15 protein-coding genes are annotated in these 16,294 nt (G+C 65.2%); 11 read left to right on the forward strand and 4 right to left on the reverse strand.

Going from position 1 to position 16,294, the window contains the following annotated elements; translation table 11 throughout:
* Positions 1-55 precede the first annotated feature (55 nt).
* Positions 56-2,380: a hypothetical protein gene (locus CI41S_RS32135; RefSeq protein ID WP_347339277.1), complete on the reverse strand. Its 2,325-nt coding sequence runs from the start codon at positions 2,378-2,380 to the stop codon at positions 56-58.
* 669 nt (positions 2,381-3,049) lie between these two features.
* Between CI41S_RS32135 and CI41S_RS32140 the strand changes: the two genes are divergently transcribed.
* The 11 genes from CI41S_RS32140 (at position 3,050) to CI41S_RS32190 (ending at position 13,134) form a co-directional block, all read left to right on the forward strand.
* A complete protein-coding gene (locus CI41S_RS32140) occupies positions 3,050-3,751 on the forward strand; it encodes an RNA polymerase sigma factor (RefSeq protein ID WP_139863118.1) in 702 nt (233 codons plus the stop codon).
* 140 nt (positions 3,752-3,891) lie between these two features.
* On the forward strand, positions 3,892-4,716 hold the full coding sequence (locus tag CI41S_RS32145; RefSeq protein WP_139863119.1) for a flagellin: 825 nt from the start codon (positions 3,892-3,894) through the stop codon (positions 4,714-4,716).
* Positions 4,717-4,782: 66 nt separating this feature from the next.
* Positions 4,783-6,486, forward strand: a complete 1,704-nt coding sequence (gene fliD, locus CI41S_RS32150) for a flagellar filament capping protein FliD (RefSeq protein WP_139863120.1) — start codon at positions 4,783-4,785, stop codon at positions 6,484-6,486.
* A complete protein-coding gene (locus tag CI41S_RS32155; RefSeq protein WP_139863121.1) occupies positions 6,486-6,920 on the forward strand; it encodes a flagellar export chaperone FliS in 435 nt (144 codons plus the stop codon). Before fliD ends, CI41S_RS32155 begins: the two co-directional genes overlap by 1 nt.
* Before the next feature lie 103 nt (positions 6,921-7,023).
* A complete protein-coding gene (locus CI41S_RS45420; RefSeq protein WP_430650052.1) occupies positions 7,024-7,512 on the forward strand; it encodes a hypothetical protein in 489 nt (162 codons plus the stop codon).
* A 215-nt stretch (positions 7,513-7,727) separates the two neighbouring features.
* A complete protein-coding gene (locus CI41S_RS32165) occupies positions 7,728-8,390 on the forward strand; it encodes a flagellar hook assembly protein FlgD (protein WP_139863122.1) in 663 nt (220 codons plus the stop codon).
* A gap of 19 nt (positions 8,391-8,409) precedes the next feature.
* A complete protein-coding gene (flgE, locus tag CI41S_RS32170) occupies positions 8,410-9,672 on the forward strand; it encodes a flagellar hook protein FlgE (RefSeq protein ID WP_139863123.1) in 1,263 nt (420 codons plus the stop codon).
* A gap of 2 nt (positions 9,673-9,674) precedes the next feature.
* Positions 9,675-9,935 (forward strand): hypothetical protein, encoded by a 261-nt coding sequence (locus CI41S_RS32175; RefSeq protein ID WP_139863124.1) that lies wholly within the window; start codon positions 9,675-9,677, stop codon positions 9,933-9,935.
* 19 nt (positions 9,936-9,954) lie between these two features.
* A complete protein-coding gene (locus tag CI41S_RS32180) occupies positions 9,955-10,410 on the forward strand; it encodes a flagellar protein FlgN (RefSeq protein ID WP_139863125.1) in 456 nt (151 codons plus the stop codon).
* A 34-nt stretch (positions 10,411-10,444) separates the two neighbouring features.
* Positions 10,445-12,208, forward strand: a complete 1,764-nt coding sequence (gene flgK / locus CI41S_RS32185; RefSeq protein WP_139863126.1) for a flagellar hook-associated protein FlgK — start codon at positions 10,445-10,447, stop codon at positions 12,206-12,208.
* Between the two features lie 17 nt (positions 12,209-12,225).
* The gene (locus CI41S_RS32190; protein ID WP_139863127.1) at positions 12,226-13,134 is read left to right on the forward strand and encodes a flagellin; all 909 of its coding nucleotides are present in this window, start codon (positions 12,226-12,228) and stop codon (positions 13,132-13,134) included.
* A 151-nt stretch (positions 13,135-13,285) separates the two neighbouring features.
* Here CI41S_RS32190 and CI41S_RS32195 read toward each other — a convergent pair whose 3' ends face one another.
* The 3 genes from CI41S_RS32195 to CI41S_RS32205 form a co-directional block, all read right to left on the reverse strand.
* The gene (locus CI41S_RS32195) at positions 13,286-14,215 is read right to left on the reverse strand and encodes a substrate-binding periplasmic protein (protein WP_139863128.1); all 930 of its coding nucleotides are present in this window, start codon (positions 14,213-14,215) and stop codon (positions 13,286-13,288) included.
* Positions 14,212-14,505 (reverse strand): c-type cytochrome, encoded by a 294-nt coding sequence (locus CI41S_RS32200; RefSeq protein WP_371815128.1) that lies wholly within the window; start codon positions 14,503-14,505, stop codon positions 14,212-14,214. Before CI41S_RS32200 ends, CI41S_RS32195 begins: the two co-directional genes overlap by 4 nt.
* A gap of 70 nt (positions 14,506-14,575) precedes the next feature.
* Positions 14,576-16,240, reverse strand: coding sequence for a methanol/ethanol family PQQ-dependent dehydrogenase (locus CI41S_RS32205; RefSeq protein WP_139863554.1), 1,665 nt, complete (start codon positions 16,238-16,240; stop codon positions 14,576-14,578).
* Positions 16,241-16,294 lie beyond the last annotated feature (54 nt).

Below are 16,294 nucleotides of genomic sequence, written 5' to 3' on the forward strand. Positions count from 1 at the left end.
CTTCAACGGGCGGGGCGGTGAGATCAGGCGGAGAAATCGATCGCCGGTGATGCCATCAGCGGGCGGCGCTGCGCCAGCTCAGCGTTGCCGCCGGCGCTGCATCGGCGCCGCGGTCCTGGAGCGCGAGAATGCGGTCGTGGCTGTGCGATGTCAGCGCCATGGTGAAGATCGCAACCTCGTCGTCGAGGCGACCGACCGGGATCAGCAGCATGCCGTCGTCGCCGGCGGCACGGAAGTGGCGCCCGCTGCGCTCGAAGCCTGCGTAGATGAGCTGCCCGTCCGCAATCGCTTTCACATTGGAGTTTTCCGCGGCGGTTGCGGCGCTCTCGCCGGACTGGACCACGACGCCGTGGAGCAATCCTTCGCGCGCGAGATTTGCCAGCGGCAGCGCAATGGTCGCGACCGCCATGCGGCGCGACAGCGGGATGCGGACACGAAGCTCGCCGAGCCCGGTGCGATGGACGGTGACGGTTTCCAGCGAAGCCTGGCCGTCGATGCGGAACAGGCCGACCTGCAGCGTGCCGCATGGCGCCTCGCCGAACACGTCCGCCGGCAGGCGGTTGGCGCCGAACAGCGTGTAGAGATAGCCGTGCGACGGCGACAGGGCGGCAAAGCTGCCGGCCAGCCACATCGGCGGCGCCGGCGCCGTGCAGGCAGCGGCGAGACCGCGCGCGATCACGCCGTCGTTGACGAAGCCGGCGTCGAGCAGCGGCGCCAGCGCCTGGGTGCCGAGATTGACGTCATGCCTGAAACCGCCCAGCAGCGCGAGCTCGTCGTCATCGGGCAGCAGTAGCAGCCGCCCCAGGACAGCGGCGGTCCAGCGCGCGGCGACGGCGAGATCCGCGTAGGGCTGCAGCGCGTAGCGCGGTGCGAGCTCGCGGGCCCGCGCGGCATAAGCCAGTGCGCCCGATTGGATTTCGGCCGTCAGCGCCAGCTGCGCGGCCGGGCGCTGGTCACCCTCGCGCAACACCTTGCCGTCGCGATAGTCGCGCGCCGAGCCCTCGGCGGAACAGCACAGCTGCTCCAGCAGCGCGACGTTGCGGATCAGCATGCGCTTGACGTGCGGCGTGACCACGCGATCCGAGATCAGCCCCTCCGCGGTATCGTCATCGGCGATGTCGTCGAACGCATCGTCGAGCGTCAGCAGATAGGCGCCGTGCAGGCGGATCCGAATGCCCTCGAGATCGAAGATGCGCCGCAGCGACTTCTGCACGCTGGCGGAGTAGCCGAGGTCGACCAGGATCAGATCGGTGCAGCGGTCGAAGTCCGCGATCGTCGCGCGCAGATAGGCGAGCAGCCGCGCGCGGACGCCGGCGGCGATTTCGGTGATCTCGCGCGCACCCATCAGATCGGGCAGGGCATCGGCGAGCTCGCGGCCGCTGGCAATGCCGTCCGGGAATTGCGCAAAGAAGGCCATCACCGCCGGCGGCTGCACCTTGACGATATCGACAAAGGTCGCGGCGTCGATCCTGACCACACGCCTCAGCAGCTCGCAGAGCGGCTCGAGGGTGTCGGCCGATCCGACCAGGCTGATGCGACGGTTGATCTCGAGATAGGCGCCGCTGCCGTCATGGGCCGCCTGCCAGGCACGATGCGGCAGAAAGCCGTCGCGGCCCAGGAAGCCGACCGCGACCCGCGCGCCTTCATGGGCCAGCGCCGCGCGCCTTGCTTCGATGAATGCGTCGAACGCTGCCATCACCGGACCGAGCACGGTGATGCCGAGACGGAAGCCCGGCGAATGCTCGGCGCTCTGCGCCGCCACCGCGCGCCGCAGCGTACGCCCGCCGTGATCGAGCCGCGATGGTTGATCAGGGGAGAGCAGCTCGAACAGCGACGTCTCGCGGTTCAGCTTCGAGGCCAATGCAGCACTTGCCTGCGGATAGTAGCGCGGGCGGATGCCGTGGCGGCGCGCGCCCTTGATATCGGCATCGTGATTGTCGCCGATGTGGAACGAGCTTGCCGCGTCGATGCCTTGCTTGGCGAGATAGGTTTTGAACAGCGCCTCGCGCTTGCTGCTGCCGTGATCGCAGGAGGCGTAGAGGAAATCCCAGGTCAGACCGGGGCTGCAGGCGCGCAGCAGCCGCGCGAGCTGCGCGGCATTCCAGTAGGTGTCCGAGATGAAGCCGACGCGAAAACCGCCGCGCTTCATATCGTTATATTGCTGAATCATTTCCGGATTGACGCGGCACAGCTCGAGCTCGGCTTCGAATTCGAACGCGGCGAGATCCTGCAACGCGTCACGCGTCAGCCCGAACAGCCTGAACGGAAAGTACTTATAGATCTCGGCGATGTGGACTTCCGCCGCGCCGCAACGCTCGACCGCGAGCTTGCGTGCACGCGCTTCAGCCTGGATTCGATGCTGAACGAAACTGACCGACATGTTCTGAAATTTTTCAGCAATGCGCGAAAGCTGAAAAACCCTTTCAAATACGCCGTCCGGCGTCATGCAGGCGCGCAACAGAAACGTATCGAAAACATCGAATGAACATGCAGAAACATTCTGCGCTCGACGCGTCGCGTCGACCGTCATGATCGTCATGCGCAAAATCCCGCCAGTCCTCATGCGTTGAACGCGCGCGTGCGACAAATCAGGCGCGGCTAGTTCAAAAAAGTCGATGCGAGATTCGAAATCGCGCGCTTGGCGACTGACAGATTCAAAAAATCCGATAACGTCGAAATGCTGATTCGGAAAAAATTGCCCAGTCGCAATCATCGAATGCAAGATGGCGGCCACGCGGTGACGGATCAAACGCATGCCGCGCGCATGCATGTGTTCGCGTGGCGCTAGTTGAGGTGACAACAACGTTTTTCCGACGCGATCATCTTCTCCGCGAGAATGCGAAGCGATGCCAAACGACTGCTCCGAACCACGCCGATGTTTTGTTCTCGCGCCAGCGAAGCGGCAGCTTTTGCCGGGCGGTCGGCAAAAACATCCGCTTAAGCATTTGAAAAATAACAAAAAATCGTCGCCTGGTTTGGCGGGCCGCACCGTTCAACGCTCAGAAGCCGCATGGAGTGTGTGCCATCGGCGCTGGTTGGAGAGCGGGGCATGAGTTACGCGCTTGATGTGAGGGCCGCGGCCGAGGTCGACGCCACGAAGGCCGCGGCCGCGCCGCCGGACGCGACGGCGCCGTGGAGCGAGGTCCCGACCGTCGCGGACGCGGGCCCGCTCGATACGGTCGAGATCGTGGATGAAGACAAGGAGCTGCTCGACCGCCTCGCCACCGGCGACGAGGTCGCGTTTCGTTGTCTGGTCGAACGTCATGTCGATCGCGCCTATGCCATCGCGCTGCGCATCGTCGGCAACGCCGCGGACGCCGAAGACGTGGTGCAGGACACGATGCTCAAGGTGTGGACGCATCGCGGGCGTTGGCAGCACGGCCGCGCCAAGTTCTCGACCTGGCTCTATCGCGTCGTCAGCAACCGCTGCATCGACCTGCGCCGCAAGCCGCGCACCGAGAATGTCGACGTCGTACCCGAAGTTGCCGACAGCCAGCTCGATGCCAGTGCGGTGATCGAGCGCAACGAGATCGGCAATCTTTTGGAGGGCGCGATGCAGAAACTGCCCGAGCAGCAGCGCGTCGCGGTGATCCTCTCCTATCATGAGAACATGAGCAACGGCGAGATCGCCGACGTGATGGACACCACCGTGGCCGCTGTGGAGTCGCTGCTCAAGCGTGGGCGGCAACAATTGCGCGAGATGCTCAGGCGGCACGAGCGCGACCTGCGCAGCGCGTTTACCGACTGCTAACCATAAAATTCCGGCTTCTGACGATTCTGCGCCTGATCTCTGCCGGCCGTCCCGTTTGATCGGGCGGACGGGGGCTGGATCCGCGTCATCTCACTTCTTCTCGATGCGGCATGCCATGCCCATCAGCACAGGAGCTACTCATGCCCGCAATCACCACCAACACCGCCGCGAACTCCGCGGTGCGCTATCTCAACATCAACTCGCAGCAGGAGACCAGCGCGCTGTCGAAGCTGTCGAGCGGCTCGCGCATCACCTCGGCATCCGACGACGCCGCGGGTCTTGCGATCTCGACCCGGATTTCCTCCGACATCACCACGCTGCAGCAGGCCGCGACCAACGCCGCGCAGGCGACCTCGATCCTGCAGACCGCCGACGGCGGCGCCTCCAACATCTCCGACATCCTGGCCCGCATGAAGTCGCTGGCGTCTGAATCGGCGTCCGGCACCGTCAGCGATTCCAGCCGCGGCTACATCAACTCGGAATTCACCCAGCTCAAGGGCGAAATCGACTCGATCGCCAGCGGCACCCGCTACAGCAGCCAGAGCCTGCTCGATGGCTCCAGCGTGTTCTCCTCCGGCGTCTCGGTGCTGGTCGGCTCGACCGCGGCCGACACCATCACGATCACGCTGTCCAGCCTGACCGCGTCCTCGCTCGGCGTGACGTCGCTTGGCGTCGACACCCTGGCCAACGCCACCGCCGCGCTGACGGCGCTCGATTCTGCGATCGACACGGTGTCGTCGGCGCGCGCCGAGATCGGCGCCCAGGAATCGCGCTTCAACTTCAGCGCCGACTCGATCTCGACCCAGACCCAGAACCTGCAGTCGGCCAACTCGGCGATCAAGGACGTCGATATCGCCGCCGAGCAGGCGACGCTGTCCTCGGCCGAGGTGAAGACCCAGGCCGCGGTGTCGGCGGAAACCGCCGCGAACCAAATGCCGCAGTACCTGCTCAAGCTGCTCGGCTAATCCGTAGAACAGCGATCGGGCCGGCATGATTGGCGGCCCGATTCCCATCGCGGCAAGCGTGTTGACATGACGGTAAGCAGCGCGACCTCGAGCACGACAGGCACCAGCACGACATCGTCGAGCTCGGCCAGCACGGTGACCACGACAGGCACCACCAACTCGACCAGCATCGACTGGGACGCGCTGATCGAGGCCGAAGTCAACGCCAAGCTGGCGGCGGCCACCTCGATCAGCACGACCATCACCGCGAACGAGGCCAAGATCTCGGCCTACCAGACCCTGCAGACCGAGCTTTCGACGTTGGCGAGCGGGCTGTCGTCGCTGTCGTCGTCGATCATCAATTCGCTGGCGACCAACGCGTTCGCGACCCGCGCTGCCACGATCTCCTCGACCGGCGACGTCAGCGCCTCCTCGGCGCTCAACATGAGCGTCAACAACGGCTCGGCGACCGGAAACCATACGCTCCAGATCACCCAGCTCGCGACCGCGCAGAAGCTGATCGGCACCGCGCAGTCGAGCTCCACCGCCGATCTCGGCTATTCCGGAACCTTCTCGCTGGGGCTTTCCGGCGGCAGCAGCACGGCGGTCACGGTCACCAGCGGCATGTCGATGCAGGACATCGTCGATGCCATCAACGCCCAGACCTCGAGCACCAATGTCGAGGCATCGATCGTCCAGGTGTCGAGCGGATCGTATCAGCTGGTGTTGACCGGGACGCAGGATGCCGCCGACATCAGCTATTCGTCGACCTCGGGCGACGATATCCTGAACAAGCTCGGCGTCACCGACTCGTCTGGGGCGTTCAGCAACGTGCTGCAGACCTCGCAGCCCGCAAAATTCACCCTCGACGGCATCGCGCTCACCCGCAACACCAACGACATTTCCGACGTGCTGTCCGGCGTCACCTTCGACCTGCTGCAGCCGACGCCGAGCGGCACCACGCTGAACGTCACCATCGGCACCGACACCAGCCAGATCACCTCGGCGCTGCAGACCTTCGTCACCAACTACAATGCGTTCCGCGATCAGGTGATCGCGCAGTCGGCGCAGAACTCCGACGGCACCGCGTCGTCGAGCGCGGTGCTGTTCGGCGACAGCACGATGCGCGACATCATGACCCAGATGCAGCAGGTGCTCAGCGGCTCGGTGGGCGGCATGACGATGGCCGACCTCGGCCTGTCCTTCAACGAGAACAACGAGCTCGAGCTCGACACCGGGACGCTGTCGACGGTGCTGACGCAGAACCTTGCCGGCGTCACCAAGCTGCTGTCGGCGCAAACCACCACCTCGACGAGCCAGCTCAGCGTCATCAACACCGGCACCTCGCCGCAATCGTTCACACTCGACGTGACGGTCGATTCCAGCGGCACGCTGACCGGCGCCTCGATCGGCGGCGACAGTTCCGGCTTTTCCGTGGTTGGCAACACCATCATCGGCAACGCCGGCACGATCTACGCCGGAATGGCGTTCAGCTACACCGGCTCGACCTCGCAGTCGATCACGGTGACGTCGACCTCGGGCCTGGCGAGCCAGCTCTACCAGCTCGCGAATACCAGCTCCGGAAGCAGCGGCCAGCTGCAGACGCTGATCTCCAACCTGCAGTCGCGCGACACCGACCTGCAGAGCCAGGTCAACGACATCCAGAGCAATGCAGCGACCTTCAAGGCGCAGCTGCAGGTTCAATTCGCCAACTATCAGGCGGCGATCGAAAGCGCCAACAACACGCTGGGCTATCTGAAAGCCCTCCTGGACGCAGCATCGAGCAGCTAATGACACAGAACGCGACTGCCTATCTCGCCAACAACGCCTATCGATCCGCCGCGGTGGCGGTGCCGCCGCTGAAAGCGGTGGTGATGCTGTGCGACGGCGCCATCACCCTGCTGCAGAAGGCGCATGAGGCGCATGAGGCGAAGCGCTTCGAGGAGGGCCACTCCTATCTGACGCGCGCGACCGCGATCCTGCGCGGGCTGAGCCACAATCTCGATTTTGCGCGCGGCGGCGCGGTGGCGGACCGGCTGTACCGGACCTACAACGCGCTGATCATGGCGTGCCTGCGCTCCTACGGCCGGCCGCAGGCGAAGGAGAATTTTCGCCGCATCATCGCCAGCCTTACGGAACTGCGCGACGCCTGGAAGTTCGTCGAGGCAACCGCCGGCAAAGCCAAAGACAAGGCGAGGGCCGCCGAATCAGTCGCCGGCCGCTGAGCCGAACGGCATCGCGAATCAACCGATCAAGCACGCGCAGCGGAGCGGGCAGGGTGCCGGGCCGTCGTTCCGATACGGAAAACGCCCGCCCCCCAGGCACATCTTGGGCCTGATGCCGCAGCGGCGGAAATTGATTTCCGCCGTCCCGCGAATGCTTTATGACAGCCTTGGCGACGAGGCTGGATTTGCGCGCGCGATGGACGTTGCGACATTCGAGGATCTGATCGACCGGCTGGGGGAGGACCTGTCCCGCTGGCCTGACGATCAGCGGCTGGCCGCGGAGCAATTGCTCGCATCCTCGGCCGAGGTGCGCACGCTCTATGAGGAGGCGAGCGCGGTGCGCCGTGCGCTCGCCGCGCCCGCGGTGCGCGCGCCCAAGGGTCTTGTCGACCGCATCGTCACTGCGGCCGCGACATTGCCCAGGGAACCAGCCGCATCCGAGGACCAGCCGGCCGATGCAACACCGGACGAAGCCGTGCAGCCGGGCAAGGTGCTGCCTGCGCTGCTGCTGGCGCTCTGCCTGTTGCCCGCGCTGGCGCCGCCGGCATCCATGCTTGACCGGACGGGCTCGTCGATCGGCCTGCTGCTCTAGCCGCAAAGCGTTCTCGCTGCATTTCGAACACTGATGACCGGCGCACATGCGTTGTGCGCCGACGCGGCAAATTCTGCCGATTAATCAATTGATTCCGCACCCACGAATCCGCGCCTGAAATCGGCGTGTCAGCCGTTTCATCTGCGAACGAGCTTCACGACCACCGATGTTCAAACGCGTTCCGTCGCGCATGCCGCGGCGAAGAGAGCCTTGTCATGACCGTTTCCTCGGCCACATCAGCTGCTGCATCCTCCGCCGCCGCGACCTCGTCGTCGAGCGCGTCGATGGGGATCAGCTCGACCGATTTCCTCAACCTGCTGGTCAGCGAGTTGCAGAACCAGGATCCGCTGAACGCGACCAGCACCACCGACTTCATCAACCAGCTCACCTCCTACGCCAACTTCACCGAGCAGCAGTCGATCAACTCCAGCATGACGTCGCTGGCGAGCTCGTTTTCGAGCCTCGTGACGCTCAATTCGGTGAACTATATCGGCCACACCGTCGAGGCCAAGACCAGCACGGCGCAGCTGAGCAACGGCTCGGCGACGTTCGGCTATTCGCTGTCCTCGGCCGCCTCCAACGTCGCGATCTCGATCCAGGATTCTTCCGGCAACACGGTGTGGACCGGCACCGGAACCGGCAACGCCGGCTCGAACAGCTTTACCTGGAACGGCCAGACCTCCGACGGCACCCAGCTCAAGGACGGCGGCCAGTACACCGTCCAGGTGACCGCGACCGACGCCGCCGGCAACTCCTTGCTCAACTACACCACGATCACCGGAATGGTGACCGGGATCGATGCCTCGAGCTCGACGCCCTCGCTGCTGGTCAACGGTGTGTCCGTCAGCGCCGCCAACATTATCGGCGTCACGTCCTGATTGCCTGCGGGGTTTTAGCATGAGTTTGACCGGTGCACTTTCCTCGGCGATCTCCGCGCTCAACGCGCAGAGCCAGTCGCTCTCGATGATCTCCGACAACATCGCCAATGCCGACACCACCGGCTACAAGACCACGTCGGCGATGTTCAACGATCTGGTGACCGCCTCGAGCGCGCAGTCCTACACCTCCGGCGGCGTCACGGTGGCCGGTCGCGCCAACATCACCCAGCAAGGATTGTTGTCCGCCACCACCAACGCGACCGACGTCGCGATCCAGGGCTCCGGCTTCTTCACCGTGACCGATGCGACGGCGGGCGGCGCCACCTATTACACCCGCAACGGCGCCTTCACCACCGACAACGCCGGCTATCTCACCAACAACGGCTACTATCTCGAGGGCTGGCGCACCGATGCGGACGGCAACATCGTCGGCAACGCCTCGGCCGGCAGCCTGCAGCCGATCAACACCCAGGTCGCCGCCACCAGCGGCAGCGCCACCACCAAGACGACGATCGCCGCCAATTTGCCGTCGGATGCGGCGACCGGCGACACCTTCACCTCGTCGATGACGGTCTACGATTCGCTCGGCACCGCGAACTCGATCCAGGTCACCTGGACCAAGACCGGCGCCAATGCCTGGAGCGCGAGCTTCGCCAATCCGACGCTCGCCTCCGATGCGAGCACCACGACGGGAACGTCGAGCGGCACCGTCGCGATCACCTTCAACAGCGACGGCTCGCTCGCCTCGACCACGCCGAGCCCGCCGACGCTCTCGGTGACCGGCTGGACCGACGGCGCCGCCGACAGCAGCATCACGCTCAATCTCGGCACCGCCGGCAAGACCGAGGGGCTGACGCAGTACGCCTCGGGCGAGACCACGCCGTCGGTCAACCTCACCGGCATCACGTCGGACGGCCTGGCCTACGGCAAGCTGAGCAGCATCTCGATCGGCAAGAACGGCGTGGTCGACGCCACCTATTCCAACGGCCAGACGATTGCGATCTACAAGATCGCGGTCGCGACCTTCAGCGACCCGAACGGATTGCGCGCCTCGAGCGACGGCATCTATTCGGCGGCCGTGGATTCCGGCAACGCCACGCTGCAGACCTCGGGCAGCAACGGCGCCGGCACCATCTACGGCAGCGAGCTGGAATCCAGCACGACCGATACCAGCGGCCAATTCTCCAACATGATCTCGGCGCAGCAGGCCTACTCGGCGGCCTCGCAGGTGATCACCACCGTCAACAAGATGTTCGACACGCTGATCTCGGCGATGAGGTGATCATGACGCGCGCAAACGCAAGCGATGGCGACGTGTTGCTACGGAAGTTGCGGCGGCTGACCGCGCGGGCCCGCGCGGTCGACGCCGGCGATCGGGCGCAGCTCTGCGCGCTGCTCGACGATATCGGCACATTGCGGGACCGGCTGATGCGCGAATGCGCGCGGCTGGACCAGGAGATCAACCGGGCGACGGTCCGGGCCACGGCCATCACCGCCTATGGGCGCGGCGCACAATCGCTGCGCGGCCTGCGTCGCGGACACTAGCAGGAACGGGAGCGACACCATGACACCGGCAGGCACCATCAAGACCAATCCCGCAGGCAACGACGAGCGCGCAAGGTCGCTGATCGCGCTGATCGACCATCTGATCGTGATTGTGAACGAGGAGAATGTCGAGCTCGCCAAGGGCTTGCCGGCCTCGCGCTTGAAGCAGGTCGACGAGAAGAACCGGCTCGCCAATCTGTTCGAGCAGTGCGTGGCCGAGGCGGTCGGCAAGACCGCCAATCTCCAGGTCCAGGACCGCCTGCTGCGCGAGCAGCTGATGGAGCGGATCCTGCGGCTGCGCGCGGCGATGGACGAGAACGTGATGCGGCTGCGCGCGGCGATCGAGGCCAGCAACCGCCGCATCGAGGCGATCATGCAGGCGATCCGCGAGCAGATCGCGAGCGTCTCGCCTTATGGCGCCGCGGGCCGCCGCGTTACCTCGGCGGCCTCCTACGGCACCAACGTCCGCGCCTGATCGCGCCGGGCAGGGGAGTTGGAGGGAGCCAGCGGTGTCGCTCAGTGTCGCGCAAAGCATTGCGTTTAGCGGGCTCTCGGCCACGAGCGTCCAGATCAGCGTGGCCTCGGGGAATATCGCCAACGCCGATACCAAGGGCTACACCCAGAAGACCGCCAATCAGGCCAGCAGCGTCACCGGGGGCGTCGGTACCGGGGTCACTATCTCGGGGATCACCAGCACGGTCGACAAGCTGCTGCTGAAGTCGCTGGTCGCAGCCGATTCCGATCTCGGCGCCGCCGATACCGCTAACGGCTACCTGACCGAACTGGCGCAGCTCTACGGCAGCACCGCCAGCGCCGATTCATCGACGACCGGGACCTCGCTGGCCAACGCCGTAGCGGCGCTGGAAAGCGCGCTGTCGTCGCTCGCCAGCACGCCGAGCAGCGCCTCGCTGCAGTCGAACGCGATCAGCGCGCTCGATGCGGTGACGACGCAATTGCAGCAGACCTCGGACGGCATTCAGAAGCTGCGCGCCAATGCCGACCAGGACATCGCCTCGTCGGTCGGCGACATCAATTCGGACCTGCAGCAGATCTCCGACCTCAACGCCCAGATCAAGCAGGAGGCCGCCGCCGGGCAGTCGACCGCCGATCTCGAGGATCAGCGCAACAGCGCGCTGCAGGACCTCGCCTCGATGATGAATGTCGGCTATTTCACCGCATCGAACGGCGATCTGCAGGTCTATACCGGCTCGGGACAGGCGCTGGTCGACAGCACCGCGCATCCGCTGAGCTATACCGCGGCGGCCAACGTCACGGCATCGACCACCTACAGCGCCGGCGGCTTCAGCGGCATCACCGTCAACGGCGTCGACATCACCTCGCAGATCACCTCCGGCAAGGTCAGCGCCTTGATCACGCTGCGCGACCAGACGCTGCCGGCGGCGCAGTCCCAGCTCGATGAGCTCGCCCGGCAGCTTGCTTCGAGCGTCAACGCCGTCTCGAACCAGGGCACGTCGGTGCCCGCGCCGGCGAGCCTCACCGGCACCGCCAGCGTGAGCAGCGCGACGCCGCTGTCGGCCACCGGCACGGTGCGCATTGCGGTGGCGGACAAGAGCGGCAACCTGGTGTCGTACGGGGATATCGACCTGTCGTCCTATGCGACGGTGGGCGATCTCGTCACCGCGATCAACGGCATCTCCGGCCTGTCGGCCTCGATCGATGCCAACGGCCATTTGTCGATCAGCGCGACCGGCTCCGGCAACGGCGTCGCGATCAACCAGATGACCAGCGCGGTCGGCAGCGCCGGCGAAGGCTTTTCGGATTATTTCGGCCTCAACGACCTGGTGACGGGGACCGGCGCATCGGACATTGCGGTGCGCAGCGACATCCTCAGCGGCACGACGGGGCTGCCGACCGCGACGCTTGATGCCTCGTCGACGTTGACGACCGGGAGCCAGGTGCTGTCGCCGGGTTCGTCCACGGTGGTCAACACCCTGCTGAGCACGCTGACGGGCTCGACCAGCTTTGCGATGGCCGGCGGGCTCGGCGCCACCACCGGCTCGTTCACCGATTATGCCGCCGCGATCGTCGCCAACGTCGCCGGCAAGGCGACCCAGGCCTCGGCGACCTACACCGCCAAGCAGACCGCGCAATCGACCTACGCGAACTCGCTGTCATCGCAGTCCGGCGTCAATATCGACGAGGAAACCGCGAATCTGAGCACGCTGCAGAACAAATACGCCGCCGCGTCGCAGCTGATCCAGGTCATCAACACCATGTTCTCGTCGTTGATGACCGCGATGCAGGCGAGCTGAGCCGTGAGGCCGTTGTCATGATGATGCGTGTCGCCACCTTTGCGCAGTCGGACCAGATGATCGCGAGCGCGCTGCGCACCCAGGCGGTGATGGCCAATGAGCAGGTGCAGGAATCCTCCGGGCTGAAGGCGGAGGATTTCGGCGGCTACGGCTCCAGTGCCGGGCGCGTCATCAACCTGCAGGTCTCGGTGACGCGGTCGCAGTCCTATATCGATGCGGCCAAGCTTGCCGACAGCAAGGTGCAGGTGATGTATTCCGCGGTCGGCTCGATGACCGACATCGTCACCCAGCTGCGCACCCAGCTCAGCGCCGCCACCACCGGCAGCAGCACGGCGACGGCGTCGGTGGTGAACTACGCCCAGCAGGCGCTGGCGCAGATGCAGGGACTGCTCAACACGCAATATGACGGCGAATACGTCTTCAGCGGCGCCCGCACCGACACGGCGCCGGTCGATCTCACCAGCTTTGCCAGCGGCGCGGGTTCGCTGACCACGGCGGACACCAGCTACTACCAAGGCGACAGCGAGATCGCCTCGGTGCGCGTCTCGGACAGCCAGTCGGTCGCGTACGGCGTCACGGCCGACAGTTCGGCGTTCGAGCAGGTGATGCGGCTGTTGAAATTCGTCGGCAACTCGCCATCGCTGTCGGCGAGCGACGTCTCGCAGGCGCTTGATCTGGCCAGCGATGCGCTGGATGCGACCTCCACGGTGCAGGCAAAGCTCTCGACCACGGCGTCGCAGATCGAGGCAGTGAGCGCCAGCCAGAGCGACTACCAGAACTTTGCGCAGACCCTGTCCACCGACCTCACCAGCGTCGACGTCGCCGCCGTGACGGCGCAGCTGTCGACCTACCAGGCGCAGCTGACGGCGTCGTACTCGGCGATCTCCAAGATCCAGAGCCTGAACCTGGCGAGTTATCTGAGATAGCTAGGGGCTGCGCGGCTCTCTCCCGTCATTGCGAGGAGCGACAGCGACGAAGCAATCCATGTTTCCGCTTGCGGAGGCATGGATTGCTTCGCGGAGCCTGTCATCGGGCGCGCGTTCGCGCGACCCGTTGGCTCGCAATGACGGGGAAGCCCTACCGGTTCAAGATCTTCAGCCAGACATCGCCGAGAATGGCGGGCTCGCGCGGCGGGAGATAGGTCAGGCCGGAAGCGCGGCCGAGCTCCGCGAGCTTGCCGGTCGACTGCAGATCCGACAGCACCTTGTTGACGGCGTCGAGCAGCGCCTCGTCGGTCTCGAGGGCGACGTAGCCGCGATTGGCGCCGATCGGATAGTAGTAGCCGGATGCGGTGATCTTGGTGTCGGGATGCGCGGCGCGATGGGCATCGAACCGGCGCAGGTCAAGCAACGTCGCGTCGAACGCATCGCGCTCGAGCTCGCCGAGCAGGTCGCTGCGGCCGGGCACCAGATGGGTGATGTCGTCGATCAGCTTGCCCTTCTCGTAGGTCATGAGAATGGCATCGCCCAGCGTGCCGCTTTCGATCGCGAGGCGCAGGCCGGCCAGGTCGCCGATATCGGTGATCTTGCGGTCTTTGGCCTTGGGGCCGAGCACGATGGTCATCGGCGAATAGATGTAGGGCTGACTCGGCATCAGCACGCCGACCGGGATCCGCCGGCGGCGATCGTCGCGGGTGGCGCCGTCGAAATCCGGCAGTTTTGCCGTCTTGACGCCCGGCACCACCAGCGAGTCCTTGGTGAGGGCATAGCCGCCGACCAGTGCGCAGCGGCCGTCCGACAGCAGCGCGTTGGCCTCGAGCGCCGGGCTCGAATCCTCGTCGAGCTTGCTCTCGAACCACTGGATCTTGAGCGGCCGTCCCAGCCGATCGGCGATGGTCTGCGCCAGCACCACATCGAAGCCGGAATCGGGCTTGCCGCGATGATGCGCCGACAGCGGTGGCACGTCCTCGTCGAGACAGACCTTGAGCGGCTCGTCGGCGGCCCGCGCGGACATCGTCGCCGCTGCAAGAAGCATTGCGGTGATCGCGCCCGCGAGCAAAGCCCTCATGGCTTCCTCCGGCTCACCACGAAGGCCCACACGTCGGCGATCTCCTGTTCGCTCAGGATATCGCCCCAGGGCGGCATCTTGCCGTTCTTGCCCTGCTTCACGGTGCTGACGAAGCGCGTCTTGTCGTCGGGAAATGTCCGCAAGTCCGGCGTGATGGTGCCGGAGTTCACCATGTTCGGACCATGGCAGTGCGAGCAGTTCTTGGCGTAGGTGACCTTGCCCTGGTCGGCCGTACCCTGGGGATCGTTCGCGGCGGATTGCTGTGCGGCGGCCGGGATCTGGGTGATCAAGGCTGCCGCGACGGCGGCGAGGATCGCCGCCGTCAACAGAGTTGCTCGTTCAGTCACGTCTGCTCCGCGCTCAGTTCTTGACCGCGAAGACCCACAGCGAGCCGCCCGGCGGGACCGTGGCCAGCCGCTCGTCGCCGGAGAACAGCGAATACACGCCGCCGTAGCCGGAGGTGATGGCGACGTATTGCACGCCGTCCTGCTGCCAGGTCACCGGCTGGCCCTCGATGCCCGAGCCGGTCTGGAACTGCCAGAGCTTCTTGCCGGTGTCGGCGTCGAAGGCTTCGAACTCGCCGGTCAACGCACCGGTGAACACGACGCCGCCCGCAGTCGACAGCACGCCGGAGAAGCGCGGAATGTCGGAGGGCGCTTCCCACTTCGCCTTGCCGGTCATCGGATCGATCGCCTTGAGGTGACCGCGCGGGCCGTCACCCCACTCCCAGAGATCGGTCAGGTCCATGCCGAGATACCACTCGCCCTGCTTGAAGGTGACGGGCTCGGTCTTGTAGCGGCCGCCGAATGCGAGCGTGTTCGCATAGGCAAGGTTGGTCTGCGGATTGAACGCCATCGGCTGCCAGTTCTTGCCGCCGAGGATCGACGGATAGACCACGACCTTCTTGCCGTCGCGCGCATCCTTGCTGATGTCGGTCTCGATCGGGCGGCCGGTCTTCATGTCGATGCCGGTGGCCCAGTTGACCTTCACATAGGGATTGGCCGCGAGCAGCTTTCCGTTGGTGCGGTCGAGCACGTAGAAGAAGCCGTTGCGGTTGGCATCCATCAGCACCTTGGTCGGCTTGCCCTCGACGTTCATGTCGGCAAGCACCATCTCGGCCACCGAGTCATAGTCGAACGGATTGTTCGGCGAGAACTGGTAGTGCCACTTGATCTTGCCGGTCTTCGGGTCGAGCGCCAGCACCGAGCAGGTGTAGAGGTTGTCGCCCGGGCGCACCGCGGAATTGAACGGTCCGGGATTGCCGATGCCCCAATACACCGTGTTCAGCTCCGGATCGTAGGAGCCGGTGATCCAGGTCGAGCCGCCACCCAGCTTCCAGGTGTCGCCCTTCCAGGTGTCGCCGCCGGGCTCGTCCGGGGTCGGGATCGAGTAGGTGCGCCACAGCTTCTTGCCGGTTGCAGCGTCCCAGCCGTCGATAAAGCCGCGGGTGCCGAACTCGGCGCCCGAGATGCCGGTGATGACCACACCGTCGGCGACCAGCGGGGCCACCGTCATCGAATAGCCTTCCTTGATGTCCGCGGCCTTCTGGCGCCAGAGCTCCTTGCCGGTCTTGGCATCGAGCGCGATCACATTGGCGTCGAGCGTGGTGCGGAACACCTTGCCGTCATACAGCGCGGCGCCGCGGTTGATGATGCCGCAGCATACGATTCGCGCCGTCTCGGCGGGATACTCGACCTTGGTCTTCCAGATCTGCTTGCCGGTCTTGGCGTCGATCGCGATCGTGGCGCTGTGCGTGGTGACGTAGATGACGCCCTGGTAGACCAGCGGTTGCGATTCCTCGCTGCGGTCGTCGTTCAGGCTGTAATTCCAGACCGGGACCAGATTCTTGATCGTGTCCTTGTTGATCTGATTCAGCGTCGAGAAGCGCTGAAGATTGTAACCCATGCCATAATTGAGAACATTGGATGTATCAGTCGCACCCTTGACCAACTGTTCGTTGGTCTGGGCGCTTGCACCGTAGGATGCAAGAATTACGAGGCTTGCGGCCAGCGCAATGCGTTTCATCAGCTCCTCCCAATGAACCTTCTTCTGCACGCCTATTTCCTGACGTTGCAGATG

The sequence above is a fragment of the Bradyrhizobium ivorense genome, assembly GCF_900696085.1.
GTDB lineage: Bacteria > Pseudomonadota > Alphaproteobacteria > Rhizobiales > Xanthobacteraceae > Bradyrhizobium > Bradyrhizobium ivorense.